19 protein-coding genes and 1 pseudogene are annotated in these 23,689 nt (G+C 55.1%); 13 read left to right on the forward strand and 7 right to left on the reverse strand.

The features are described from left to right. Positions 1-252 precede the first annotated feature (252 nt). The 3 genes and pseudogenes from mmsB to AC0L4F_RS02115 form a co-directional block, all read right to left on the reverse strand. Positions 253-1,125: a 3-hydroxyisobutyrate dehydrogenase gene (mmsB, locus tag AC0L4F_RS02105; RefSeq protein WP_244684738.1), complete on the reverse strand. Its 873-nt coding sequence runs from the start codon at positions 1,123-1,125 to the stop codon at positions 253-255. After that, a pseudogene (locus tag AC0L4F_RS02110) lies at positions 1,122-2,164 on the reverse strand (enoyl-CoA hydratase/isomerase family protein). Before AC0L4F_RS02110 ends, mmsB begins: the two are co-directional and overlap by 4 nt. A gap of 4 nt (positions 2,165-2,168) precedes the next feature. Continuing rightward, positions 2,169-3,314, reverse strand: coding sequence for an acyl-CoA dehydrogenase family protein (locus tag AC0L4F_RS02115; protein WP_244684740.1), 1,146 nt, complete (start codon positions 3,312-3,314; stop codon positions 2,169-2,171). A gap of 82 nt (positions 3,315-3,396) precedes the next feature. Between AC0L4F_RS02115 and AC0L4F_RS02120 the strand changes: the two genes are divergently transcribed. From AC0L4F_RS02120 to AC0L4F_RS02135, 4 genes are all read left to right on the forward strand, one after another. Continuing rightward, the gene (locus tag AC0L4F_RS02120) at positions 3,397-4,401 is read left to right on the forward strand and encodes an AraC family transcriptional regulator (RefSeq protein WP_244684742.1); all 1,005 of its coding nucleotides are present in this window, start codon (positions 3,397-3,399) and stop codon (positions 4,399-4,401) included. A gap of 608 nt (positions 4,402-5,009) precedes the next feature. After that, positions 5,010-6,614 carry an AAA family ATPase gene (locus tag AC0L4F_RS02125; RefSeq protein ID WP_244684744.1) on the forward strand — a complete coding sequence of 535 codons (1,605 nt, stop codon included), beginning with the start codon at positions 5,010-5,012 and terminating at the stop codon, positions 6,612-6,614. 3 nt (positions 6,615-6,617) lie between these two features. After that, positions 6,618-7,682, forward strand: coding sequence for a hypothetical protein (locus AC0L4F_RS02130; RefSeq protein ID WP_244684746.1), 1,065 nt, complete (start codon positions 6,618-6,620; stop codon positions 7,680-7,682). Positions 7,683-8,189: 507 nt separating this feature from the next. Next, the gene (locus AC0L4F_RS02135) at positions 8,190-8,822 is read left to right on the forward strand and encodes a LysE family translocator (RefSeq protein WP_244684748.1); all 633 of its coding nucleotides are present in this window, start codon (positions 8,190-8,192) and stop codon (positions 8,820-8,822) included. A gap of 147 nt (positions 8,823-8,969) precedes the next feature. Here the strand turns inward: AC0L4F_RS02135 and AC0L4F_RS02140 are convergent, their stop codons facing one another. Together AC0L4F_RS02140 and AC0L4F_RS02145 are read right to left on the reverse strand one after the other, a co-directional pair. Beyond that, positions 8,970-9,602 (reverse strand): tyrosine-type recombinase/integrase, encoded by a 633-nt coding sequence (locus AC0L4F_RS02140; protein ID WP_244684750.1) that lies wholly within the window; start codon positions 9,600-9,602, stop codon positions 8,970-8,972. Positions 9,603-9,850: 248 nt separating this feature from the next. Beyond that, the gene (locus tag AC0L4F_RS02145; RefSeq protein ID WP_244684752.1) at positions 9,851-10,747 is read right to left on the reverse strand and encodes a hypothetical protein; all 897 of its coding nucleotides are present in this window, start codon (positions 10,745-10,747) and stop codon (positions 9,851-9,853) included. Positions 10,748-11,242: 495 nt separating this feature from the next. On the opposite strand from AC0L4F_RS02145, the gene AC0L4F_RS02150 reads away from it, so the two are divergent. From AC0L4F_RS02150 to AC0L4F_RS02180, 7 genes are all read left to right on the forward strand, one after another. Then, positions 11,243-12,268 carry a phosphotriesterase family protein gene (locus tag AC0L4F_RS02150; protein ID WP_244684754.1) on the forward strand — a complete coding sequence of 342 codons (1,026 nt, stop codon included), beginning with the start codon at positions 11,243-11,245 and terminating at the stop codon, positions 12,266-12,268. A 187-nt stretch (positions 12,269-12,455) separates the two neighbouring features. Next, the gene (locus AC0L4F_RS02155) at positions 12,456-13,355 is read left to right on the forward strand and encodes a LysR family transcriptional regulator (protein ID WP_244684756.1); all 900 of its coding nucleotides are present in this window, start codon (positions 12,456-12,458) and stop codon (positions 13,353-13,355) included. A 211-nt stretch (positions 13,356-13,566) separates the two neighbouring features. Next, positions 13,567-14,511, forward strand: a complete 945-nt coding sequence (locus tag AC0L4F_RS02160) for a tripartite tricarboxylate transporter substrate binding protein (protein ID WP_244684758.1) — start codon at positions 13,567-13,569, stop codon at positions 14,509-14,511. A 71-nt stretch (positions 14,512-14,582) separates the two neighbouring features. Beyond that, entirely contained in the window at positions 14,583-15,008 is a 426-nt protein-coding gene (locus AC0L4F_RS02165) for a tripartite tricarboxylate transporter TctB family protein (protein WP_244684760.1), read from the forward strand. A gap of 10 nt (positions 15,009-15,018) precedes the next feature. Beyond that, positions 15,019-16,548 (forward strand): tripartite tricarboxylate transporter permease, encoded by a 1,530-nt coding sequence (locus AC0L4F_RS02170; protein ID WP_244684762.1) that lies wholly within the window; start codon positions 15,019-15,021, stop codon positions 16,546-16,548. 654 nt (positions 16,549-17,202) lie between these two features. Continuing rightward, a complete protein-coding gene (locus AC0L4F_RS02175) occupies positions 17,203-17,586 on the forward strand; it encodes a TetR/AcrR family transcriptional regulator (protein ID WP_473446062.1) in 384 nt (127 codons plus the stop codon). Between the two features lie 25 nt (positions 17,587-17,611). Further along, the gene (locus tag AC0L4F_RS02180; protein WP_473445881.1) at positions 17,612-17,800 is read left to right on the forward strand and encodes a hypothetical protein; all 189 of its coding nucleotides are present in this window, start codon (positions 17,612-17,614) and stop codon (positions 17,798-17,800) included. Positions 17,801-17,859: 59 nt separating this feature from the next. Here the strand turns inward: AC0L4F_RS02180 and AC0L4F_RS02185 are convergent, their stop codons facing one another. Both AC0L4F_RS02185 and AC0L4F_RS02190 read right to left on the reverse strand, forming a co-directional pair. Further along, entirely contained in the window at positions 17,860-18,729 is an 870-nt protein-coding gene (locus tag AC0L4F_RS02185; protein WP_244684768.1) for an amidohydrolase family protein, read from the reverse strand. Positions 18,730-18,738: 9 nt separating this feature from the next. Next, positions 18,739-20,547 (reverse strand): feruloyl-CoA synthase, encoded by a 1,809-nt coding sequence (locus tag AC0L4F_RS02190; RefSeq protein WP_244684770.1) that lies wholly within the window; start codon positions 20,545-20,547, stop codon positions 18,739-18,741. Positions 20,548-20,676: 129 nt separating this feature from the next. Here AC0L4F_RS02190 and AC0L4F_RS02195 point away from each other — a divergent pair, with 129 nt between their 5' ends. Then, on the forward strand, positions 20,677-22,005 hold the full coding sequence (locus AC0L4F_RS02195; protein WP_244684772.1) for an aspartate aminotransferase family protein: 1,329 nt from the start codon (positions 20,677-20,679) through the stop codon (positions 22,003-22,005). A gap of 5 nt (positions 22,006-22,010) precedes the next feature. Next, positions 22,011-23,396 (forward strand): aminotransferase family protein, encoded by a 1,386-nt coding sequence (locus AC0L4F_RS02200; RefSeq protein ID WP_244684774.1) that lies wholly within the window; start codon positions 22,011-22,013, stop codon positions 23,394-23,396. Positions 23,397-23,689: the final 293 nt, after the last annotated feature.

Below are 23,689 nucleotides of genomic sequence, written 5' to 3' on the forward strand. Positions count from 1 at the left end.
TCTCGCAAACTCACAAGCCCGCCCAAAAGGCGGGCTTTCTTATGTTCAGCACAGAAAACCGCGACAAAAACTCGCAACGCTGAGTTCCCAAGGTCCGCGTCGAGGTTCCGTAAGCCCCCTGCAAAACAAGCCCCCCGAAAGAAATGCACCCAAAATCAAACGGCTACAAAGATTGTTCTCGGTAGCCGTTGCCGTTGTGCCCAAAGTGACGAAACGAGGGATTTTTACCGATAGCGCCTCTCATAACCCGTTTTATGGGTTGTTGTTTCCGCGTGCCGACAGCCAGGGTAGGACGCCGGAAAAATCGACGCCTTGGCCCCCTTCGGCAATGAACTTGGTATACAACTCATGTGCCAGTCGCCCCATCGGGGTATCTGCATCACAGGCACCTGCGGCGTCTTGGGACAATCCCAGATCCTTGAGCATGAGTTCGGCTGCAAACCCCGGTTTGTAATCGTTGTCGGCCGGGCTGACGGGGCCAACGCCTGGGGCGGGGCAATAGGCGTTCATCGTCCAGCTGTAGCCGGACGAGGTGGAGACCACATCAAACATGGCTTGGCGATCCAGGCCCAGCTTGTCGGCCATTGCGAAGGCTTCGCAGGTGCCCAACATGGTGACGCCAAGGATCATGTTGTTGCAAATCTTGGCGGCCTGTCCCGCACCGGCGGACCCGCAATGCACGGCCTTTTGTCCCATGATGTCGAAAAGCCCCTTGGTCTTTTCTAATGCTTCTGCATCGCCGCCAATCATGAAGGTCAATGTGCCCTCGGCCGCGCCTTTGATGCCGCCGGACACCGGGGCGTCCAACATGCCAAGACCGGCCGCATTGGCCTGTTCTGCCACCGCCCGCGCGCTGTCGACATCCACGGTCGAACAATCAATAAACACGGCGCCTTTGGGCAGGGCGGGGATCACTTCTGCGGCGACCGCCCGCAGGATCGCGCCATTGGGCAACATGGTGATGGCAACATCGGCCCCGGCGCAGGCCTCTGCCGCGCTGGCCGCCATCGTCAGGCCATCCGGGGTGGCGACAGGGTCGACGCCGACAACCTCATGGCCCCCTGCAACCAGGTTTGTGGCCATCGGGCCGCCCATATTTCCTAGTCCGATAAATGCGATTTTCATGGGGTGTCTCCTGTTGGGGTCCAGTCGCAGGGGCCGAGATCGGCGAGCATTTCCGCAATTTCATGCTCAGCAACATCGAGGTTCTCATGCCGCCATTTCGGGGTGAAATCCCGGTCGATGATTTGGGCGCGAATGCCTTCGATCAAGTCGCCTTGTTCTTGCGAACGATAGGCAAATCGAAACTCGCGCGCCAGTGCCTCAGACAGGGTTCCGCCGCGCGCGGCACGAATGGCCCGCAACGCACAGGCCAGGGCCAGCGGCGCGCCTTTGGTGAATTTCTTTCTGGCGGCTTGGGCAAATTCCGCATCCTCTGCCGCCAGAGCCTGGTCGATAGCGGGCAGAGTTTCTGCGGAAAACAGCCGGTCAATATCGGATTGTCGCACGGCCAATGTGCCGCCGGTGGGCGGTTGTGAAGCGGTCGCAATCGCCGCAACATCGCCGTTTTGCAGAAGCGTTGATTTCACGTTGTCCCAGGTGTCTTCGGGCACATAATGGTCGGCGAACCCGGCATAGATTGCATCCGCGGCCCCCATCCGTGCGCCGGTCAGGCCAAGATAAGCACCGGTTTCACCGGGCGCACGCCCAAGCAGATAACTCCCCCCACATCGGGGATCAGACCAATGCCGCATTCAGGCATCGCGATATTGCTGCTATCGCCGACGATCCGGTGCGATGCATGCCCCCCAAGCCCAACGCCGCCGCCCATGGTGAACCCCTGCATGAAGGCGACCACAGGTTTCGCATAACGCGCGATCTTGAGGTTCAGCCGGTATTCCTGGCGCCAGAACGCGCGGCTAAGGTCAAAATTTCCGGCGCGCCCGTCTGCGTAAAGCTTCGCAATGTCGCCCCCGGCGCAGAAGGCTTTGGTGCCTTTGGCGTCCAGGATCACCAGATCGACGGCGTCATCGTCACGCCAGGCCTCCAAGGCGTTTTCGATTGCGATCGACATGGCGGCGGTCAATGCGTTCAACGCATCGGGACGGTCCAGGGTAATGTGACCGGCACGGCCGAATTTTCGGATAACGACATCTTCCGACATTGGTTTATCCCGTGGCCTCGGATCTGATGTTGCGTGCAATCACAAGGCGCTGGATTTCGCTGGTGCCTTCGTAAATCTGGCAAATACGCGCGTCGCGGTAGATGCGTTCCACGGGATGGTCGGTCAGGAAACCATAGCCACCCAGGATCTGGATCGCTTGAGAACAGACTTTTTCAGCCATCTCTGATGTGAACAATTTCGCCATCGAGGCTTCGCGCAAACATGGTGCGCCCGCGTCCTTGAGCGCCGCGGCGTGCAAAACCATCTGGCGGCCGACCTCGATCCGGGTGTCCATGTCGGCCAGTTGAAACGAAATGCCCTGTTGGTCGAAAATCGGCTTGCCGAATGCCTGTCGATCCACCGCGTAGTCACGGGCATATTCAAAGGCGCTGCGGGCCATGCCAACGGCCTGTGCGGCAATGCCGATGCGGCCGCTTTCCAGATTGGCGAGGGCGATCTTGTATCCCTGACCCTCTTCGCCCAACAGATTTTCCGCCGGGATGCGCATGTTTTCGAACGCGATCTGGCAGGTGTCAGAGGAATGGATGCCCAGCTTTTTCTCGACGCGCACAACCTCATACCCGGGGGTGTCGGTTTCGACGATAAAGGCGCTGATCCCGCGTTTTCCGGCGGATTTGTCGGTAATCGCAAAGACGATCAACATCTGGCCGTTCTTGCCAGAGGTGATGAATTGTTTCGCGCCATTGATCACATAGTGGTCGCCGTCACGCACCGCCGTGGTCCGCAGGTTGGACGCGTCCGATCCGGCCTGCGGTTCGGTCAGGGCAAAGCCGCCGATCCATTCACCCGATGCCAGTTTCGGCAGGTATTTCTGTTTCTGTGCCTCGGTCCCGTAATCGCGGATCGGGCCGCAGCCGACCGAACTGTGCACCGACATGATTGTTGAACAGGCGCCGTCTCCCGCTGCGATTTCTTCGATCACGGCGGCATAGCTGACGAAATCCGCACCAAAGCCGCCGTATTCTTCGGGGACCTGCATGCTCAAAAAGCCCAGCTCGCCCATCGCGGCCAGCTCTGCTTTGGGAAAACGGGCCTCGCGGTCACGTTCTTCTGCGCCGGGCCAAAGTTCAGCCTTGGCAAACTGGCGTGCCATGTCGCGAATTGCGGTTTGGGTTTCGTCCAAAATCATGTCTGGTCCTTTGCAAAATGGGGCCGCTTGCCCTAGGTATCACTTGTATATCGCCCCAGCATTGCCGCAAGGTGCGCAAAATATGACACCAAAAGACAGTCCCCTGCGACGACGCCCCGTCGCCCCGACCTTCGTCAAGGAGGCGCTTGAATGTGCCACGGCGGGCGGGGTGGATTCCAAACGCATTTTACAGGCGGCAGAGGTGTCGCCAGATCAATTGGATCATCTGGACACCCAGGAATTTGGCCGTGTCTGGTTGCAGATGTCCTATGCGATGCAGGATGAATTCTTTGGGCTTGGCGCGCGGCCGATGCGCCCGGGCAGTACGTCGTTGCTGGGGCATGCGATCCGGGGGGCGGCGACGCTTGATGTTGCCATGAAGCGGAGTTTGCGGTTCCTGCGAGTCGTGCTGGACGATCCATATGGCACCGTCACAATCGAAGGCCGCCATTGCATCGTTACCTTGCATGAGGATGTGCCGTCTTCGAATGCCTTCAAATATCGCGCCTTTTTCCTTATCCTGCATGGCTTTAACTGTTGGGCCGCGCGGGAACGCATTCCGATCAAGGCGGTTGAATTTCCCTGTAATGAACCGCTGGCGCAGAATGACTATGGCGATTTTTTCGGCGTGCCGGTCAGCTTCAATGCCCCCGTCGCGCGGCTGATGTTCGACAAGAAATATTTGTCGCGCAAAACCGACCGCGCGGAAAAAGACCTCAAGGCGTTTCTGCGAAATCTGCCCGAAGCCTTCCTGCGCGGGTACAGAGAGACCGATGGCCTGAAACACGAGATCATCCAGAAATGCCTGAGCGGCCCCGCCCAGGATTGGCCGGGCGCAGATGAGGTGGCAGCCATGCTGGGGATGTCGCGATCCTCTTTGCACCGCATGTTGAAAGCGGCAGGGCATTCGTTGTCCCAATTGAAGGACGAACAGCGCCGCAACCGGGCGACGGCATTGTTGTCACGCACCGACAAATCAATTTCGCAGATATCCGAGGCCGTGGGATACGCCGAAGAAGCCGCATTCTACCGCGCCTTCCACCGCTGGTATGGAACAACCCCCAATCGTATGCGGGATATCGCCTAGAGCGTGCGGTAAAGTCATTCAGCGCGGCTTTGCCAGTTGGGGCTGTCACCGCGGGCCTATGCGCGCCTTTGTGCGAAATGCATCTAACGACGACTGCCAGCCCGAAGCAGACCCGCCGTCGGCCTACCCGGCGTAAAATTTGCTCATGCAGGTCGGGGCGGAAACCGGACCTTAGCTACACCTGAACACATCTTACTGCAGATCGGTGAAAGCGGTCATTCGAGACCCCGAAAGCCTAACCAACCATGCTGCGCCAGCCATCAAGGTCAGCAATGCGCAGGAATGTGACCTTCGCAAAGTCGAGGGCCGGGAGTTGGCCATCGAAACGGACGGCCATTTTCGGTCATTCAACCATTTCCGCAATGCGACGATGCGGCTCGTCGAACCTGCCATTCGCCGCAGGTGCAATTCCGAGACTCCAGCGAAGGCGAAGAGCGTAAGACATACCTGCTCTTCTCGCAGCAAGAGCGGTTGCTTCTGCGATGAAGCCCGAGGATGAGATCCGGCTATCTTAAGAAAGGTCGCACAAATAAGCGCAAACTCAACTAGAAGTCGCTCAAGTTTCGTGTCAATGTTCGATATATTTCGCTCAACATCACGGGCTTAGCATGCGATTTTCATACTCGATTGAAAACCTCCGACGATTGACGTCTACACCAAGCGTCGAAATCCGCCCTATAACCATTTTACTTGGTAGAAATAGCGTGGGCAAAAGCACTTTTCTTCGTTCATTGCCGCTACTCAGGCAGTCAATTGAAACCAACTCTAGTGCTCCAGTTCTTTGGTATGGCGACTATGTTGATTTTGGAAATTTTAAAAGTGCAGTCACCGACAAAGATGTAGACAAAAGTATTCGGTTTTCTTTCGAGCTGCGGAACTATTCTGGGCGTTTCAAAAGAACGAACGCATTAGCGGCTCGCTACGATCCGATTCGAGGTCGTGACAACACATTCGAAGTTGACCACCTACGTGTATCCTACTGGGTAGGGTCACGAAACGATAGAACCGAAAGAGACAAGATAAGAATTGAGCTGCCTCAAACTAGTGACATTTTGGAGCTTGAATTTGATCGTATGGGGCCACTCGCAACTTCTGCAAAAATAAACGGTTTGGCTTTAGACGATCTGACCATAGCGCATGAAATCTACCTTGAACCTGATAGTCTTTTCAGTGACCCCTATTTCCTTTCGAAGGTAAAAGACAAGAGCTCAACAAGGTTGGTAGGCACATCGCGGCCAGCAGCTTTTAGTGATTTGGTCGAAAAACGGATATCCAAACTTCTTGATGCACGGTTTAGCGTTAACACAATCTCGTACGAAACGCGTAAGATACTAAGGCACAGCTCTTTGGATGCAGACGCTCTCACGCAACTGTCCAGAACTGATACCCTGACCATTCGGCGAATTTACGAGGATATGAAAGAAGGGCGCCGAGGAGAACTTCACCAGTATTTAAATTCGTTGTGTAAAGCTAAGTATCTGTTCGATCTATTGGATGTAGTGGGCGAAAACCTAAAAGAGTTTTTTGGGTCGGTTGAATACATTGGTCCGGCCCGTGCAAGAAGTGAGCGTTTTTATCGACAGCAAGAGTTGGAGGTGTCCGATATATCTCCGGATGGAAAAAACCTCCCAATGTTCCTGGCCTCTCTTGACATTGACCAATTGAAAAATTTTTCTGATTGGGTGCAGCGAGCATTTGGATATGGCGTTAGTGTTCATAAAACTGAGGGTCATATAAGCATAAATCTAGAACACCGTGGCCAATCCGTAAATGTCGTAGACACCGGCTATGGTGTTTCACAGGTTCTTCCTGTTTTAGCGCAAATATGGTGGATGCAGTTTTCAGAGAGAAATCGTCGTTTCAGTCGAATTAGAAGTGACCTCAACATAAAGACACTTACAATCGAACAACCGGAATTGCATTTGCACCCCGCTCATCAGGCTCTTCTGGCAGATGTTTTTGTTGAAGCGCAAAGCACGGCGAGGTCCAAGCGTGGACCATCTCAATATTATATCGTTGAAACCCACAGTGAAGCCTTGGTCAACAAACTCGGGGAATTGATCGAAGAGGGCGAAATAGATGCAAAGGATGTTCAAGTTGTGATTTTCGGCGACCTATCGGATGACCTTGAAAAAAGCGATGTCACCATTGCCGAATTCGACGAGACTGGAGTGCTGCAAAATTGGCCTTTTGGCTTTTTTAATTTTGGTTGAATCATGTTGATATATTTAAATGCTACGGTGGATCAATTAACCGCCGAAAACCCTGCCGAGATCGAAGACCTTTTCTCAGACCTTTTGCTCGCCAGCTTGAACGGTACTCATTTCGTTATCATTGACCGAAGGGTGTGTGACTGGGCGAAGGAGAACTTGAGTTGCAACAACAGAGAACGAGCGCAACTCGACCGACTGAAGGAACTGTACACTCAAAGGGGTTCGCTGCCTTCAATCGCGCGCAGCATTCTGGAAGTCGAGGTTGGACAACTACAACTGACAGAGGTCACGCCTCACAAATACCGTATCGGGCATAAACCGTTGTTGAATGGAAGCTATTTGGAAGATGCTCGGCTATTAGTTGAGCATATTGAAAACGATGGAGACATTCTGAGGATAATTTTGAACGAAACGCGGCGCAAACATCCTATTCGAGCCTTTAGATTTTCATTACTTCACGGGGGCGGAGCGGATATTGCTGCCTGCCTGAGAGTAGAAATCCCTAACAGGCATATAGTCGTCAGCGTAGTTGATAGTGACAAAGTCGCGCCCAACGACACTCCGTCAGCGACAAAGCGAAAACTGGACCGGGAAGCCAACAATCAGACGTTCGTTGGTATGGTTTGCGAGACCCCTTGCAAAGAGGCCGAGAACTACATTCCCATTGCTACTTTGCGAGCTCATAGACAAAAAATTTGTCCTGAATTCATATCCTTTGAGACTTTGGAAAGCCTGATAACCGATCAGAATGTAACAGGCGAGTCGGATTGTGTTTGGCTATATTTTGATTTGAAGAAGGGGATTGAGAGCGAGAAGTTGGACGCGATATCTGATCCTTCCGTAGTCGACTGGTTGCGCGAAAGATATCAGTTGAGTGACAGCCAATTTTCCGACATTGAGATTGGAGGTTTTGGAGACGCAATCTTGCGCCAGTTTTTAAACTGCGGAGAGGCCGTCAAGGATTTTGTATCCTTCATGAATACGCCATATTGGAAAACACACTTTGCAAATTTTTTTGATCTAATTTACTGGTACTTTGCTTCGGAGAGAAAGGTCCGGGGTGTTTGACGCAGCGTCTGCCCAAAGAAGTTCGAAAACCTACAAATCTGTATTTCTTTCGGAGCAAGGTATTGCGAACCGAACCCACAGACGATCAGACCAATCCCGAGGTCACCGTGTCCTGAGGCGTTGCGGGATGGGGAATTGCTTTGCGACCCTCCGACAACCCGTTCAATACTAGCGCAGTCTTGGCGATCCCTGCTTCGCTGCGATAGTGTGGCCTGACGTCTGCTCTATGCAAACTGACCCGCACGGATCGCTAATGTGGCGAACTCACACTATCCGCCCGCCTAACAGATGCTGCGCCAGCGAAGAATGCGCCCAATCAGGTTCGCTCCGGGCTGACAGCAGCCATCCGGTGAGATCGCTCAGGCCGGTGGCGGGACATTTTGCGCAAACTCCACGCGCTGCATTGCCGCATGTCCGGCTTGAACCCAAAGTCACCGATGCTGCAATGTGGACGAACTTCGGCTAATTCGTGTTGATGCTGTACGGTTCGATCTCTACGATCGAAAAATGATTGATCCGTTTTCATTTTTGATTTTCGCGGGCACTAGTGCCATCGCTCTCGCAATTCCTGGCCCGACAATCGCGCTAGTGATCACCCGATCCCTATCTGACGGTCGGCACGTCTCGGTACCACTGGCTATAGGTATCGGACTGGGCACACTCGTTGGATCAACTGCCGCGGTTGCCGGGGCCGGTGCGATCCTTCTTGCATCTGCTTTGGCGTTTACTGCAGTAAAACTGATCGGTGCGGCATATCTCATTTATCTGGGGATCAAGCTCTTCATTGCTGAACCGACACCACCAGATGTTGCTGTTTCAAGGAACCATAGCTCAACTTTGCACGGCCTCCGTGATGGTTTCTTCGTCACATTACTAAACCCCAAGAGCATCGCTTTCTCCGCTGCTTTCATCCCGCAGTTCATAGGGTCAGAAAGTAGCTATTTATGGCAGGCCGCGTTCTTGGTGGTCACCTTTTCAGTGATGGCAACGTTGAATGGGCTGGCCTTTGCATTTGGGACAGACTTCTTACGCCGCTTTGTCCAGCGACTATCAGTTCTGCGGTGGATGAACCGGATTGGTGGTAGTTTTTTGATCGCTTCTGGAGTGGCGGGATTGTTTCTCAAGCGACCTGCTGCTTAAAAGCTTGCAAAAAGTTTGCCAGTACGGGGTGTCTCCCAGGACCTGACATTCAGCGCGGCGAACGGCAGCTTTGACGGACTGCACTGCAGCATTCTGATACATGACTGAATGTCGGCTCAGGGCCGTCCGTGAAGGCGGCCCAAGTCTTCAGATTTCGATGGCCTCTGCAATCGCAAGCGCATCTTCCAACTCGACGCCCAGGTATCTGACGGTGCTATCCATCTTCGTGTGACCCAACAGAAGCTGAACCGCGCGCAGGTTGCCCGTCTTCTTGTAGATCTGCGTCACCTTCGTGCGCCGCATCGAGTGGGTGCCGTAAGCGCTGGCCTCCAAGCCAATGGATGTCACCCATTCACGGACAATTCGTGCGTACTGTCGGGTGGATATGTGCAGCCGTTCATGGAACCGTCCGGGCCAAAGGTACTCCGATCCGATCATCAGGGGTTCCTTCATCCACCGCGCCAACGAAGCCCGCGTGCCTTCCGAAATTTCGAATCTGACAGGCTGCTGCGTCTTGCTTTGCAGAACGGACGCACGTTCCTTGATCTGACCAGACGCCATGACGTCAATCACTTTCATCCTGACCAGATCGCAGCCGCGCAGCTTGCTGTCGATTGCAAGGTTGAAGAGCGCCAGATCCCGGTGATTCTCGGCGAGTTCGAGACGAACCCGGATGGCCCAGACGTGCTTGGGCTTGAGCGGGCGCTTCTGACCAACGATCCGGCCCTTGTTCCAAGCGGGACGAAGCGCGCGGATGGCAGGTAAGTTTGGTGTTTGCATAATGGATCCTCCGGTCCGCCACGCCCGCCCACAACGACAACCCGCCGTTGACCAAGGCAATATTCCACAGAATGCCGCGCCGCATCTGAGGTCTGTTTGGAGCCCAGACTGACTGATGCTGCGGATCGCGCCAATGGCCGCTATCGGGATTGAGCGATGCGTCAGTGTTCGCGCGGCGAGGCAAAGCTCCGCGACAAGCTCCCAACTTTTATCCGCCACTACAACTTGGCACCCGTTGCCCTCAGTCGTTAATCAGGCACGATCACGCGGACCGCTTTAAACTCAAACAGGTGCAGCAAGTGGTGCTCTTGCAAGAGCTGTGCGAAGCGGTCGGAGAAAAAGATGCAGTCCGAGAGATTCGGCTCGATCCAGACGTCAGGCCCGAACAGAGCCTCTGGCCTGACAGCAATGTCTTCCTCCTGCATGCTTCCGTGCGTCGCGTACAATTCGAATGCCGGGGTGTTGGTGCGACCACTCGTAACGCGCTTGACGTTACTTTGCTCCGGAAGGAAGCTCTCCTTCCTGTTGCCAATATTCCAAAAGGCATGGGACCAAGGAAGCTCTTCGATCCCGTCCTCGGCATAAAATTGCGCCTTGAAGAAAGAACCATTCCCAAGGTCCAGCGTCATCAGCATTTCCGCGAGGCGAGGAGAAACCATGGGAAACCGCCCACTTATGAAACAGTAATCCAGCAAGCGGTCGGGAGGATCATCCATCGCTTGCAGTACGAGCGGGAAATCACTCGCTGCAAGCTGCCGCCCAGACCCGTTTTTTCCCGAAGTCTGCATTCGCTTATTGCGCGCCTCGGGCCCACCGTCGGCGCCGCAATAGGCCGCAAATACCTCCAGAGTACCAGGAAATTCCATAACCCATACTTTGGGTCTTGGGACTGAAGATGCGACGCGCGCGCGCAACAGATCGGTCTTTTTTGTTCTCGGCCCCCGATCAGCGGCCTTTCCCATGGCGATCATGGCCAGGCCGAGGACAGCGACTAAACCACTGTTCTCAAAGCTGGCCAACCAATCTGGAAGCCGCTCGTTCAGCGCTTGCCAGCCGGGTTTGGGCATTGACAAGCCAACACCAACCAAGCCGAGGGCCAGGATCAAGCCTCCGAGATATTTTGCCGTCAATGTTAATCTGGACATAAGCCGTTCCCTGATGCCTGTGACTGCAAAATTTGGCGCTGAAAGTTGTCGGCATTGTGACCCATTTCCAACCAAATCTGCGTATTTTCCTCCTTTGGCCCAGCAAGAAATTGCCCCCGTAGCAAGGGCAAGCGGACGTTGGCACAACTGCAGAGAAAGCCCGCTTTGCTCCACACAGCCAACATCCGGGGTGGCGAAAATAATGGATTTTACTCGCGGCACTGCCGCATGTCCGGTTTCAGACCAACCGACCGAAAGCGGCGCTTCGCATGCATGGGTGTGAACGGCGCATTGCTGTCATCGACCCGCGCACGCAACTGTGCCTTGGGGGACTGCCCCCGGGGCGCGGCACCCGTGCTTCCGCCCATCATTAGATCAAGGCAAAGAAAATTTCGACGCACCTGGTTGATCCTATCTTTTTTGATGAGGTAATGACTTCCCAGGAATTTTATTGTACAGCGTACATCAAAGCGCGAAACCAAGAGGTGCATTTCTATGTCTAAAGGCAAAATTCAAACGGTTACGGGATTGATTGAGACCGATGAATTGGGGCCAACATTGATGCATGAGCATCTGATAATGGACCTGAACCTGCCCAAGGACAGGGATTATTCCGACCCTGAACAGGAAATCACTTTGGAAAATTCGTTCAGGATTCGTCAGGGTCAGACGCCATGGAAACAGAACGGCCGGCTCAATCAGCCAAATGTGGTAATCGACGAAGTCAAAAGAATGATGGAGGCAGGCGGGAAGTCGATTGTGGAATTGACGATAGGCGGCCTGTGTCCGGATCCTCTGGGCTTGGTCGAGATCTCGAACGCTACGGGCGCGCAAATCATCATGGGATGTGGCCACTACGTAGAGGCCTACCATGATGAAACGATTGGCCCTCGGACGGTTGAGAGTTTTGCCGAAGAAATGATCAGTGACGTGACAGTTGGCGCTTGGGGCACAGATGTAAAAGCCGGTTTGATTGGCGAGATCGGATGCTCAAACGACTGGACCGCACAAGAGAAGAGGGTGATGCACGGTGCGCTGATCGCGCAAAGAGAAACCGGAACCGCGTTGAACGTGCACCCAGGCCGGATACGTGAGCAACCATTCGAAGTCGTGCATTTCGCCAAGTCGCTTGGGTACGACGTTGATCGACTGATCATGAGTCATATCGACCGCACAATATTTGACGAGGATGGGGTCGTCGAACTGGCCGACACGGGTTGCATACTAGAATTTGATCTCTTTGGCTGGGAGCAGACGGCCTATCCGATGGCCGAAATCGAAATGCCGAATGACGGCCAACGCCTGCGACTGATCAAGGCATTGGTTGATCGTGGCTATTCTGAACAGGTTGTCATCAGCCACGACATTTGCACACGGGTGCGGTGGGAAGCATATGGTGGACACGGGTATCAGCATATTTTCGCAAATGTCATTCCGTTGATGAAGCGCAGGGGGTTCCCGGACCCCGCCATCGAAGCGATCATGGTCGACAACCCGAAACGGCTTCTGGCGCTTGATTGACAATGAGCCCCCTGGAACAATCCTCACACTCCCGGAAAGCGCGTGGGCGGACCACTCGACAGCCCTATCGGCCCACCGGGAGCTGAGCGATATTCAGGGGTGTCGTGGACGTCCCCGCGACGCTTTGCACTACCACTCTTTTGTCACGCCCCGCAGTTTTTGAGAGGTCGAAACTTCAGGTGGCCCTATGAAGTCAAACCAAATAGAAGCGCTTGTTGCGATCGCGAATGCCGGTAGCATTAGCGGTGCCGCCGCAATTCTGAACAAATCGCAGCCTGCGGTTTCAAGCCTGTTGAAAGGTGCAGAGCAGCTTTTGGGGGCCCACATATTCGTGCGTGAGCCAAGTGGAATGACCCCGACCCCCGTGGGGCTGGAAATCATCGCGCGGGCCCGTGTCATATCCAACGAATACAAACGGTTGCACGAACAAGTGCAACAAATCCAGGGTGAAATGATTGGGTCGGTCAAAATCATGGTGTCGCCCATTGCAGCGGCCAAGATCGTGCCGTTGGCCATTTCATCCTTCAAGAAAAAGTACCCGACCGTAAAGATTCAGATTGAAAGCGGACATTCCCCATCGGCCTTTACCCCGCTGCGTCAAGGTGAGGTCGACCTTGTCGTAGCGCCCTCACCTGTTCGCGCCAGCGAAGCTGTCAACCTGGCATATGAAGCTCTGTTTTCGGTCCCTTTGTGCTTCGTTGCCGGGGCCGGAACCAGATTTTCAACGACATCGAATATCCTCGATCTGGCCGATGCGCACTGGCTGATGTTTGGCCCAAAAGAACGCGAATATATCATACAGGAATATTTGTCTTCTCTGGGGTTCAAACCCAACACGCCGATTACCTGTTCGGACTCAGTGTTGAGTGTGATGAATATGTTGGAAAATTCGGACTGTGTTTGCACCTGCCCGCTCAGTCTTTTCGAGGATCTTTCGGGGCGCTGGAACATTGTGCAAATCCCCGTGCATGTCGATTTTGGGCCCTTGGAAGTCTCCGTAATTTCATCAAGCATACGGCCACTTACCGTTGCTGCATTGGCCCTGAAAGACGCAATCGTGAAAGAAGCGGCCAAGCTAAGTATTTGAAGAGTCTAGATTTTTGGCGGGCATCTGGAGCTGACCTGCTCACTCTCTAACCCGGGTTCGCCTGGGTATCAGGCACAGACGTCGACCAGGCATAGGCAAATCTTATGCCTATCAGGTTTTTCAATTTGCCGAACTTATTTCGCCTGTTATTGTACGGTGTACAGTTTGCGCCTGATACGGGCACGAAACTCGACAAACCTCGGAGAGTGAAATGGGATTGATGAGAAACTTAGCGGGCTTTGTCGCAGCGACAGTCCTTTCTATGGGTACGGCATTCGCTGACGACTGGTCGCCGAATGGGACGCTGAAGCTTCAGATCGCTTTTGGCGCTGGCGGCAGCACCGACACAATGGGGCGCGTTCTGGCCCAGGTCATCAAAGAGCAGACAGGCTGGAGCATTATCGCCGAGAACAAAACCGGCGGTGGCGGTGTGGCCATGATGACAGGCATTGCGAACATGCCGGCCAGGGGCCTTGTCATGGGAATTGGTGTGAACGAACCGATCCTGGTCAACTTGGCACAGCGTGGCGATGAGTTGGCTTTCGATCTCGACAGTTTTGACTATGTCGGCACCGTGGCGCGCGGTCAGTTGTCGATCGTGGCATCTGCGGATGCGCCTTTTTCCGATCTCGCGGGCGTCGTACAACACGTAAAAGACAATGGTCCGATCGCCATTCCCTATAGTGCCGCAGGACAGCGCGCATTGTTTGAGGTGGTTGCCAAGGCAGAAGGTATCGACTTCAAATTTGTCACAAGCAAAGGTGGGGCCGAGTTGCTGAAACTGCTGCTTGGCGGTCAGGTGCAGGCGGCCTTTGGGAGTGGTGAAGAACTGCGTTACCTGGAATCCGGTGACATGAAGGTGCTCGCAAGCGTCGGTCCCGAGCGCCTGTCCCATACACCGGACGCATTGACCTTTATCGAATCCGGATATGACGTGTTCATTGATCCTGTCTGGTACATCGCGACGACAGCGGGCACGGATCCCGCAGCCCTGGATGCCCTGCGCGCGGCTGTGGACGCCGCGATCAAAGACCCGCGCGTCGTGGAAATCGTTCAGAACATGACAAAAGCTGACCCCATTAACCTGGGCGCCGAAGGGACCAGGGAAATGATGGTCGGCGGCATGGCCGTTGCCGAGAAGCTGGCTGGCAAATAACTCCTCATGGTGGCCCGCTCTATTTTTCAGATGCGGGCCACCCTTCCTTTCGCACAATCAGGATGAACGTCATGCCTCTGTCAGCGGATCGGATATCGGGCCTGTTTTTCTTTTTCGCGGGCCTCATCTTCTACCTGTATGTGATCCCGACGTTTGTCGAGGAAGTGAGCTCCGGCTCACTTCATCCAGACACGCTCCCCAATGCGCTCAGCCTTCTGATCGCGACTTGTGGCTTGGTCGTCGCGGCCAAGCCCACAAAGCACGAATTGCACGGGGCACGGGAACTATTCATGGCTGCGGTTTACTTCGTGCTGGTCTGGATCAGCCTATTTGCAATGACCTTCTTCGGGTATGCCGTCGTGTCGCCGGTCTTGGCGCTGATCCTGATGTTGCTGATTGGCGAGCGCTGGCCTGGCTGGCTTTTTTCAGGGGCCGTCATCATGCCAGCACTGATCTGGTTTCTTGTGGAAATCGTGTTGGAACGCGGACTGCCTTAGGAGAAAAGCCATGGTAGATTTAGCAACTATTCTTGCAGGCTTCGCGGATGCCTTCACACTGACCAATATTTTCTTTGTGATATGTGGCGTGGCGCTTGGGCAATTTGTCGGCGCGGTTCCGGGCATTGGCCCCGTCATGGCCATGGCGATTGCAATCCCTTTCACGTTCAGCTTGACCCCGCTGGCCGGGATCGCCTTTTTGGTTGGTGTCAGCAAAGGCGGGCTTGTTGGCGGTGCCTTGCCGGCGATCCTGATCAACACCCCGGGCACACCGGACGCGGCTGCCACGGCTCTGGATGGCCATCCGCTGGCCAAACAGGGAAAACCGTTGAAGGCCACCAAAATGGCGCTGTTTTCCTCCGTTACCGGGGATACCTTCAGCGATATTGTCCTTATCACCGTTTCGGCGCCCCTTGCTGTTCTGGCGCTTAGGATGGGCCCGGTAGAAGTGCTCGCCCTGATGATCATGACTTTCGCGGTGCTGTCTGCGCTCATGGGAGACTCGGTTGCCAAAGGCCTGATTGCCGCAGGTTTTGGATTTTTTTGCGCCACCATTGGCAGCGACCCGGAACATTTCACGCCGCGAATGATTTTTGGCATGTTCGATATCTATGATGGGCTTCCCCTGGTCTCGGTGGCCATCGGCGCTCTGGCGATTTCCGAAATCATGCGCCGCCTGTCGGAGATTCGTGGCGAAATGCGTCCAGCTGTCGAGATACAAGACACCGGCAACCCGGACGACACGCGGGTCACCTGGGTGGAATATTGGAGCAGCCGTTTCGTCATCCTGCGTGGCGCGGTGATAGGCACCATTCTTGGTGCACTGCCCGGAATCGGATCGACCGCGGCGGCCTTTATGTCCTATGCTGCCACCAAGAGCACGTCGCAGGATCCTGACAGTTTTGGCAAAGGGAACATCCACGGGATCGCAGCCGCGGAATCTGCGAACTCGGCAGTGGCAGGCGCAAACCTTATTCCGCTGCTGACGCTTGGCATTCCGGGAAGTGTTGCCGCCTCTTTGATTATTAGCGCATTCATGATTCACGGCATTCAGCCCGGCCCGCTGCTGTTCCAGGATCAGGGTCAGCTCATCTACGGATTGTTTGGCGCGATGCTCATGGCAAACTTTACCAATCTCTGGCTGGGACAGCTGGGTCTTCGTTTGTGGGTGAAGGTGATTTCGGCGCCGGAATCCATCATCTTTGCGTCGGCCATCCTGTTGAGTATCGTCGGGGTTGCTCTGTCGACCAGCGGTCTGTTTGGTGTCGGCGTGATGCTGGTCTTTGCGCTGATCGGTTATCTGATGACCTCGTTTGGTTATTCGATCGTGATCTTCATCATAGCCTTCTTCCTTGGTCCGCGCTTTGAGATTTCTTTGTCGCAATCGCTATCGCTGATGAGTGGCGACTTAACGCAGATCTATCGCTATCCGATCGCCGTCACGCTGCTTGCGGGGGCTGTTGTCTTCCTGGTGTGGTTTTTCGCGACCAAAACCAAAAGGGGCGGCGAAGAAACAGGATACACGAGCATTGAAGATTGATCCCGGAGTTTCGAAGTGCTTGGCCCTGTCTGTAAGCAGTAGACCATGACAAATAACGAAATAGCCGCTGAACCGTCCTGAGCTGCCAAATTGGCCCGGATTAACGCCGCGCAAAGGCTTTCGGGAAATAGGCCATCCGCCCGCGACGTACCTCCGATGCGGCCCTCTGCCTGCATCATCAACCCGGTGATGGGCCGGCCCAAATCTGCGCAAGCAGATCGTTGGTCATGGCATTGCGCTTTTTCGGTCAGTTCAGACCGATTGTCGCGATCTCACCGCCATATTCCAATGTCAGATGGTTCTCACACATCCCAACGGATCCTGTGACCACTGCCCTGGTCCGCAACTGCTCGCCGTTCGCAGATTTGCAAGAGCCCCGTCAAGGAGGGCGACTTGTATTAACATACCGACGCTGTACAATAAAATCGGCGGTTGGAAACAAATTCTGGTCACCATGCGCATCGAAATTTGCTTCACGGCTGACACTGACCGTGGCAAGGTTTTCTGAACCAACCAGAAATTGGAAAAAGTTTGTCGCAGAGTGAAAAACGAAAGCCAGGCAGGCGCCGCAAGGGCGAGAAGCAGCTGAGCAAATCCGAGATTGTCGAAGCCACCCTGAAGCTCATTGATCGCGACGGTATCGAGGCGTTTTCGATGCGCCATCTCGCGGCGGAACTTGGCGTCTATCCAACCGCGCTCTACTGGCATATCAAAAACCGGAACGCACTGTTGGGTGACGTGGTTTCGATGGTCCTTGCCGATCTGCTTCCAGAAGATTTTGAGGATGACTGGCGGCGGGGTATCGTCAACCTGTGCCGCAATTACCGGGAACGGATCAAGGCGCATCCCAGTATGGCGCCGGTTGTCGGGTCGCAGCTCGTGTCAAACACAAGTCTGGATTTCCCGATGATTGAAAGAAATCCTTGCCGCACTCGAAGGTGCCGGTTTCAAAGGCGCATCGCTTCGGGCCGCCTACAACACGGTGCTGGCCGCCATGGTAAGCTTCACGACACAGGAATTCGCCCGCCTGCCCGCTGATGCAACGGATAGCTGGGTCCAGGACATGAAGGACGAAATCCGTGGTGTGGACCCGCAACGTTTTCCAACCATCGCGCGTAATTTGCCGGAACTGGAAAACAGATCCTTCATCATGCGATGGGAAAACGGGTCCACGTCGCCGCTGGATGACGGCTTTGAACATTACGTCCATTCAATAGTAGCAGGCTTGGAGGCGTCGTTGCGGAGCCAATAGGCGTTCACCTCCTTGCCTTTCTTGGGCGAGAGGTCGAACACTTTGGTCTCCGCCCACGACTACAACAGCCCCAAGAGCCGGGCCGCGTTGTTCTTGATGATGTCCTCGCGCAAATGATCCTTGATCGCAATCTGCTCAAAATCGGAAAGCCAGCGTTCCGGCGTAATCATTGGCCAGTCAGAGCCGAACAGCACCTTCTTTTTCAGGATCGAATTGCAGTAACGCACCAGGATCTCGGGGAAGTATTTCGGCGACCAGCCGGAGAGGTCGATATAGACATTTGGCTTGTGCTGGGCGACGGCCAGCGCCTCTTCCTGCCAGGGGAAGCTGGGATGCGCCATGATAATGTTCATATCAGGGAAGTCGACCGCAACGTCATCAAGATACATCGGATGTGAGAATTTCAGCCGCATGCCGTTGCCGCCGGGCATGCCAGAGCCCACTCCGGTCTGGCCGGTGTGGAAGAGGCCGATAGCACCGTGTTCCGCCAGAACCTCATAGAATTCATACGCCATCCGATCATTCGGATAGAACCCCTGCATGGTCGGATGGAATTTGAAACCCTTGACGCCATGTTCTTCGATCAGGCGCCGCGCTTCGCGCACCGCCATCTTGCCCTTCCACGGATCGATTGAGGCAAACGGAATCAGAATATCGCTGTTTCGCGCGACCTGCTCCATCACCTCGTCATTAGAGAAGCGCCGATAACCGGTTTCGCGTTCTGCATCGACCGGAAAAATCACTGCTGCAACGTTCTGGGCGCGGAAATGGGCGGCGGTTTCGTCGATTGTCGGCTGCACGATCTTGGCGTTGAAATATGTCGCCATCGCCGCCTGTAGATCATCATAACCATCATCGGAATGACAACCACAGGGTTCCTCGGCATGGGTGTGAATGTCGATCGCACGAATTTTGTTAAGATCAATCATTGCGGTTCCTCATTCCTTCAGGCGGGCAACCGCCGCATCGGTTTCTGCAAAGAGCCGATCAACCCATTTTGCGCGGGTCTTAAGCAGCAGTTTTTGGTTCAAGTTACCCTTGTGTGTTATCTCGCCCCCGGCCAGAGAAGCAGGTTCCTCAAGCGCAAGCATGCGGGCGATGCGCATGGACGACCCGGCCCCGCCAGCCGCATATGCCGTCATCGCTTCCGACATCGCCTTCAGCAGCGCGGGATGGTTCAACGCACCGTCCCCGTCGGTTTGATCGCCATTTTCCAGTGTGGCCAGGAACGATGGCTTGACAAAAGCGAGCGCGCCCAGCTCGTCCTGACCATGTCCACATATGACCAAATCGGCCACAATACTTCCCATGGCGCTGACTGCCAGAGTGCGGACCTTCGTGGTCTGAACGAAGGTGCCGGTCGACATCTTGAAGTCCTCAGACATGCGTCCGTCAAAGAACAGCCCTTCATCTGGGTTGTCGCTGTCGACAAAGCGCACCGCGTCGCCCGTGACGAGATAGCCTTCTTCGTCAAAGGCTTCGGCGGTCTTTTCAGGTGAATTCAGATATCCCTTTGTGACATTCGGGCCTTTGACGCGAAGCTCATATGCCCCTTCGATTGCCGGGATCAGTTTAGCGGTCATTCCTGGCAGCGGCACGCCGATCATTCCCGCCCGCTCCATGTGCTTGTGCATCATCAATGCGGCGGGCGCGGTTTCCGTCATGCCCCAGCTTGCTGACATTTCCGGCACTTCACTGGTTTCCGCAAGGGCGTGCTCTTTCAACTCGTCCCAGATCGCTTGAGGCATGGAAGCGGCCGCATAGAACACCAGATCCAAATCGTTAAAGAACGCCTTGCGAAACGCATGATCCGTCCGCATCGCCTGGGCCATCATCGAAAACCCGATTGGCACGTTAAAGCAGATCGTCTGCCCAACCATGCGGATGTTTTCAATCGAACGCTCAATACCTTTTTCGGTCGGGCTGCCGTCATCCAGATAGAGCGACCCGCCATTGGACAACATCAGGTTGAAATTGTGGCTGCCGCCAAATGTGTGGTTCCACGGAAGCCAGTCAACAATCCGCTGTGGAGAATGGGTGACGAACGGCCAGATCTGGCTTTTCTGCATTTGGTTTGCCGTCAACATCCCGTGCGTGGTGATGACGGCCTTGGGCATTGAAGTTGAACCCGAGGTGAACATGTACTTCGCCACCGTATCCGCATTCACCAGACGTTTGGATGCATCCACATCCGCCTGCCCCCCCTTGCGCAGCTTATCCATTGAGATCGGAGTGCCGCCATCGCCGGAAATCACCGTGATCCCATCAAGAATGCCTGAGCTTAGCGCGCCTTGGAATTTGGTGCTGTCATCAACAAAGACAGCGCCCGGGCCGATCAGATCAACAGCGTGGCGCAGCTTGTCGTTGGCGGCCGAAATCAGCGAATATTGTTCAGCCAATGCCACCGAAGGCACGCCGATATATTGCGCGGCAAGGGCCAGCAGCGCGTGGTCAATGCTTTTGCCGGACAACAGCATGAACGGTTTGTTCGCATTCAGCCCAAGCTCCAGCAACGCTGACGCAATCGCGCGGACCTGAGCGCGCGCATCGCCATAGGACAGCGTCGCCCAGCCCGCACCTACACGCTCTGCCAGAAAGATCACATCCGGGGTTTCGGCACCCCAATGATCCAGCCAATCGCCGGTTCGGGCGACGCTGGGCCGCAAGGAGTAGGGCGATGAAAGCTCAAGACTTCCGTCAGATCGTTTCTCTAAGATAGTTCTTTGCGGCAGAAAAATATCTTTCATATCAGATCCTTACTGTCAACGTTTGGCGGTCAACACGTCAAGTGGCTGGACAATCTTCACCCTTCATGTACACTGTACAATAAATTCTGTCCAGATCCCGTTCAGGATCAATTTCAAACCGGAGATGATATGTCGTTGGATAACCTGCCCGCGTCAGAGCCCCTGAGAGCAGCCGCTGCTGTAGCCGAAGAAACCTATCGTGCGGCCAATCCCAAAAGCGCCGAACAATACGAAAAAGCAGGACTGGCCCTACCCGCCGGAAACACCCGGACCAGCCTGTTTTACGGACCGTTCCCTTTGACCATGGCGCGCGGCGAAGATACCCGCCTTTGGGATCTCGACGGGCATGAATACACAAATTTCCTGAGCGAATTTACGTCGGGCATCTATGGCCATTCCCACCCCCGAATTATTGCTGAGTTGAAATCCGCACTTTCGGCCGGGTTGAATTTGTCTTCGCATACGGAGGGCGAGGCCAATCTTGCTGCCGCGATCTGCGAACGCTTTCCCTGTTTCGACAAGGTACGTCTGACCAATTCCGGCACAGAGGCCAACACAATGGCGTTGGTGGCCGCGCGGATGTTCACCGGGCGCGACAAAGTTGTGGTGTTCAAAGGCGGCTACCACGGTGGCCCGCTGACTTTTGTAGGAGGGGCCAGCCGCGCCAATGTCCCGTTTGACTTCTTGTATGGCCAATACAACGATCTGAACGCGACACTGGCCGAAATCACCCCCCACGCCGATGAAGTCGCCTGCATTCTGGTCGAGGCCGTGCTGGGTGCAGGCGGCTGCATTCCCGGCGACCGGGATTTCCTGCATGGGTTGCAGGAATGGTGCCAAAAGAATGGTGCGCTGTTCATTCTGGATGAGGTCCAGACGTCGCGCCATCATGCTTGCGGCTTGCAAGAAAACCTGGGCCTCAAGGCCGATCTGACCACCATGGGCAAGTTCATTGGCGGTTGCATGCCCATTGGTGTCTTTGGCGGCCGCGACGACATCATGGACATGTTTGATCCAAGCAAACCCGGATCTGTTTCACATTCCGGCACGTTCAATAACAACGTAATGACAATGCGCGCCGGTCTGGTGGGACTGACAGAGGTCTATACGCGGGACGAAGCCGAACGCCTGACGCAGATGGGCGATGCTTTCCGGGATCGGCTCAACGCCATCATTGCTGAATTTGACGCGCCGTTTCATGTAACAGGCATCGGCAGCATCATGAACATCCATGGCCAGAGCGGGCCGATCACGCGCGCCGACCAAGTTCAAAACGAGTGCAGCGCGCTCAAAGATTTGCTGTTCTTCGAACTCCTGACCCGAAACATCTATTTCGCGAAACGCGGCTTGGTGGCGTTGAACCTGTGCCACACCCAGTCCGATCTGGACCGTTTCGAAGAAGGTCTTCGCGAAATCCTTATGAAACACCAATCTCTGTGGCGGAATACAGAAGGCTAGACAATATGTCCGACACTCGCACGGCGGCCCTGGAACACGGCGCGGCAATCCAAGTCTTTTACGGTGGTGCAGGCAAAATGCCGACCATTGACCATGCCAAAGGTGTCTACCTTTGGGACACCGACGGCAAGAAATACCTTGATGCGTCGTCTGGTCCCGTAATCACCAATCTCGGGCACGGGAACGAAGCGGTTTTAAACGCAATGTTCGAGCAGGCGAAGAAGGTTTGCTACGCCAGCCGGGCGGTGTTCGAAAACGCCTCCAACCGAGATCTGGCGCGCAAGCTGGTCGATCTGGCGGGGCCCGGTTTTGATCAGGCTTTCTTCGTGGGCAGCGGTTCGGAGGCCACGGAAGCGGCAATCAAGCTGGCGCGTCAGGCGGCTGTCATCAAAGGCGAAGCCAGTCGCACCGTGGTTCTCGCCCGCTATCCCAGCTATCATGGGGCGACATTAGGCGCGGCTGCCGTCACCGGAGACCCGCAATCAGATGAGGTCTTCGCGCCAGTGATGCGCATCATGCCCAAAGTGCCGGCACCGTTTTCCTACCGCCGCCCCGAAGGGATGAGTATAGAAGACCACGCAATGAATTGCGCCCGGCGGCTTGATGAAATTATCGTCGAAACCGGCCCGGAAAATGTGCTCGCCTTTATTATGGAACCTGTGGGTGGATTGGCGACCGGCGGTCTGGTGGCGCCTGACAGCTATTACAAGGCCGTGCGCGACATTTGCACCAAACATGGTGTTCTACTCATCTTTGACGAGGTGATGAGCGGCGCAGGCCGCACAGGGACTTTTCTGTCCGCCGACCACTGGCCCGATGCACGCCCGGACATGGTGACGTTGGCGAAAGGTGTTGCAGCGGGGTATACGCCGCTGGCTGCCGTTCTGACACCAAATCATCTGGTTGAAACGATCCTGAATTCGGGCGGATTCCTGCACGGGCACACCTATTCGGCCAATCCGCTGTCCTGTGCGGTTGGCATCGCCGTGGTGGATGAATTGTTGCGTCTGGATTTGATGACCAATGCCACCAAAGTTGGCGCCTATATCATGACCGGGCTACAACAGATCGCCGAGACATCTGAAATCATCGGAGACATTCGCGGCAAAGGAATGCTCATGGCAGTGGAATTGGTGGCCAACAAGGCGACCAGAGCCATGATCCCCGACGAACATCGCGCAGTCTATCGCATGCTCGAAATCGGCATCGACAATGGGCTGCTGCTCTACACCCGCAAGACCTCTGGCGGCGAATTTGGTGAATGGGTTATGGTGACGCCTCCGCTCACCATGACGCAGGAGGAGGCCGACGAACTGTTGGCCCTGTTCGAAAAGACCATTCAAGTCATGGAAAACGAACTGCGCAAAAGCGGTGTGCTGGCGACCACATGATCCACTCTGCCAAAGCGCCAGTTTTGCCGCAGCCTGTTGGCGCGTGCACAACAAACTGGAGAACAAAAGATGCGCTATGACTTCATCCTCCGCGCCAGGCCGTCAAACTGGCAAAACAACTTGCTCTCTGCACCGACATGGCCGTGAAAGCCAAGGAGCCCGCACAAGAAACCGGGTGACTTCGCCAGCCGATCGGGCAGCAAAGTGTCAATTTCCTTCAATCTACCAAAGTGATTTCGCTCGGGGCACCAAGACCCCCGTCGGAATTGCTTGGACCCAGGTGTCGTTTGACC

The sequence above is a fragment of the Marinovum sp. J2-8 genome (assembly GCF_055808435.1).

Bases quoted from the DNA above. Each gene is read 5' to 3' on its own strand.
- AC0L4F_RS02165 (WP_244684760.1), top strand. From the start codon at position 14,583: ATGCCTCTGTCAGCGGATCGGATATCGGGCCTGTTTTTCTTTTTCGCG.
- AC0L4F_RS02130 (WP_244684746.1), top strand. From the start codon at position 6,618: ATGTTGATATATTTAAATGCTACGGTGGATCAATTAACCGCCGAAAAC.
- AC0L4F_RS02125 (WP_244684744.1), top strand. From the start codon at position 5,010: ATGCGATTTTCATACTCGATTGAAAACCTCCGACGATTGACGTCTACA.
- AC0L4F_RS02175 (WP_473446062.1), top strand. From the start codon at position 17,203: ATGCGCCATCTCGCGGCGGAACTTGGCGTCTATCCAACCGCGCTCTAC.
- AC0L4F_RS02115 (WP_244684740.1), bottom strand. From the start codon at position 3,314: ATGATTTTGGACGAAACCCAAACCGCAATTCGCGACATGGCACGCCAG.
- AC0L4F_RS02120 (WP_244684742.1), top strand. From the start codon at position 3,397: ATGACACCAAAAGACAGTCCCCTGCGACGACGCCCCGTCGCCCCGACC.
- AC0L4F_RS02150 (WP_244684754.1), top strand. From the start codon at position 11,243: ATGTCTAAAGGCAAAATTCAAACGGTTACGGGATTGATTGAGACCGAT.
- AC0L4F_RS02180 (WP_473445881.1), top strand. From the start codon at position 17,612: ATGAAGGACGAAATCCGTGGTGTGGACCCGCAACGTTTTCCAACCATC.
- AC0L4F_RS02155 (WP_244684756.1), top strand. From the start codon at position 12,456: ATGAAGTCAAACCAAATAGAAGCGCTTGTTGCGATCGCGAATGCCGGT.
- AC0L4F_RS02185 (WP_244684768.1), bottom strand. From the start codon at position 18,729: ATGATTGATCTTAACAAAATTCGTGCGATCGACATTCACACCCATGCC.
- AC0L4F_RS02195 (WP_244684772.1), top strand. From the start codon at position 20,677: ATGTCGTTGGATAACCTGCCCGCGTCAGAGCCCCTGAGAGCAGCCGCT.
- AC0L4F_RS02190 (WP_244684770.1), bottom strand. From the start codon at position 20,547: ATGAAAGATATTTTTCTGCCGCAAAGAACTATCTTAGAGAAACGATCT.
- AC0L4F_RS02170 (WP_244684762.1), top strand. From the start codon at position 15,019: ATGGTAGATTTAGCAACTATTCTTGCAGGCTTCGCGGATGCCTTCACA.
- AC0L4F_RS02135 (WP_244684748.1), top strand. From the start codon at position 8,190: ATGATTGATCCGTTTTCATTTTTGATTTTCGCGGGCACTAGTGCCATC.
- AC0L4F_RS02160 (WP_244684758.1), top strand. From the start codon at position 13,567: ATGGGATTGATGAGAAACTTAGCGGGCTTTGTCGCAGCGACAGTCCTT.
- AC0L4F_RS02145 (WP_244684752.1), bottom strand. From the start codon at position 10,747: ATGTCCAGATTAACATTGACGGCAAAATATCTCGGAGGCTTGATCCTG.
- mmsB (WP_244684738.1), bottom strand. From the start codon at position 1,125: ATGAAAATCGCATTTATCGGACTAGGAAATATGGGCGGCCCGATGGCC.
- AC0L4F_RS02140 (WP_244684750.1), bottom strand. From the start codon at position 9,602: ATGCAAACACCAAACTTACCTGCCATCCGCGCGCTTCGTCCCGCTTGG.
- AC0L4F_RS02200 (WP_244684774.1), top strand. From the start codon at position 22,011: ATGTCCGACACTCGCACGGCGGCCCTGGAACACGGCGCGGCAATCCAA.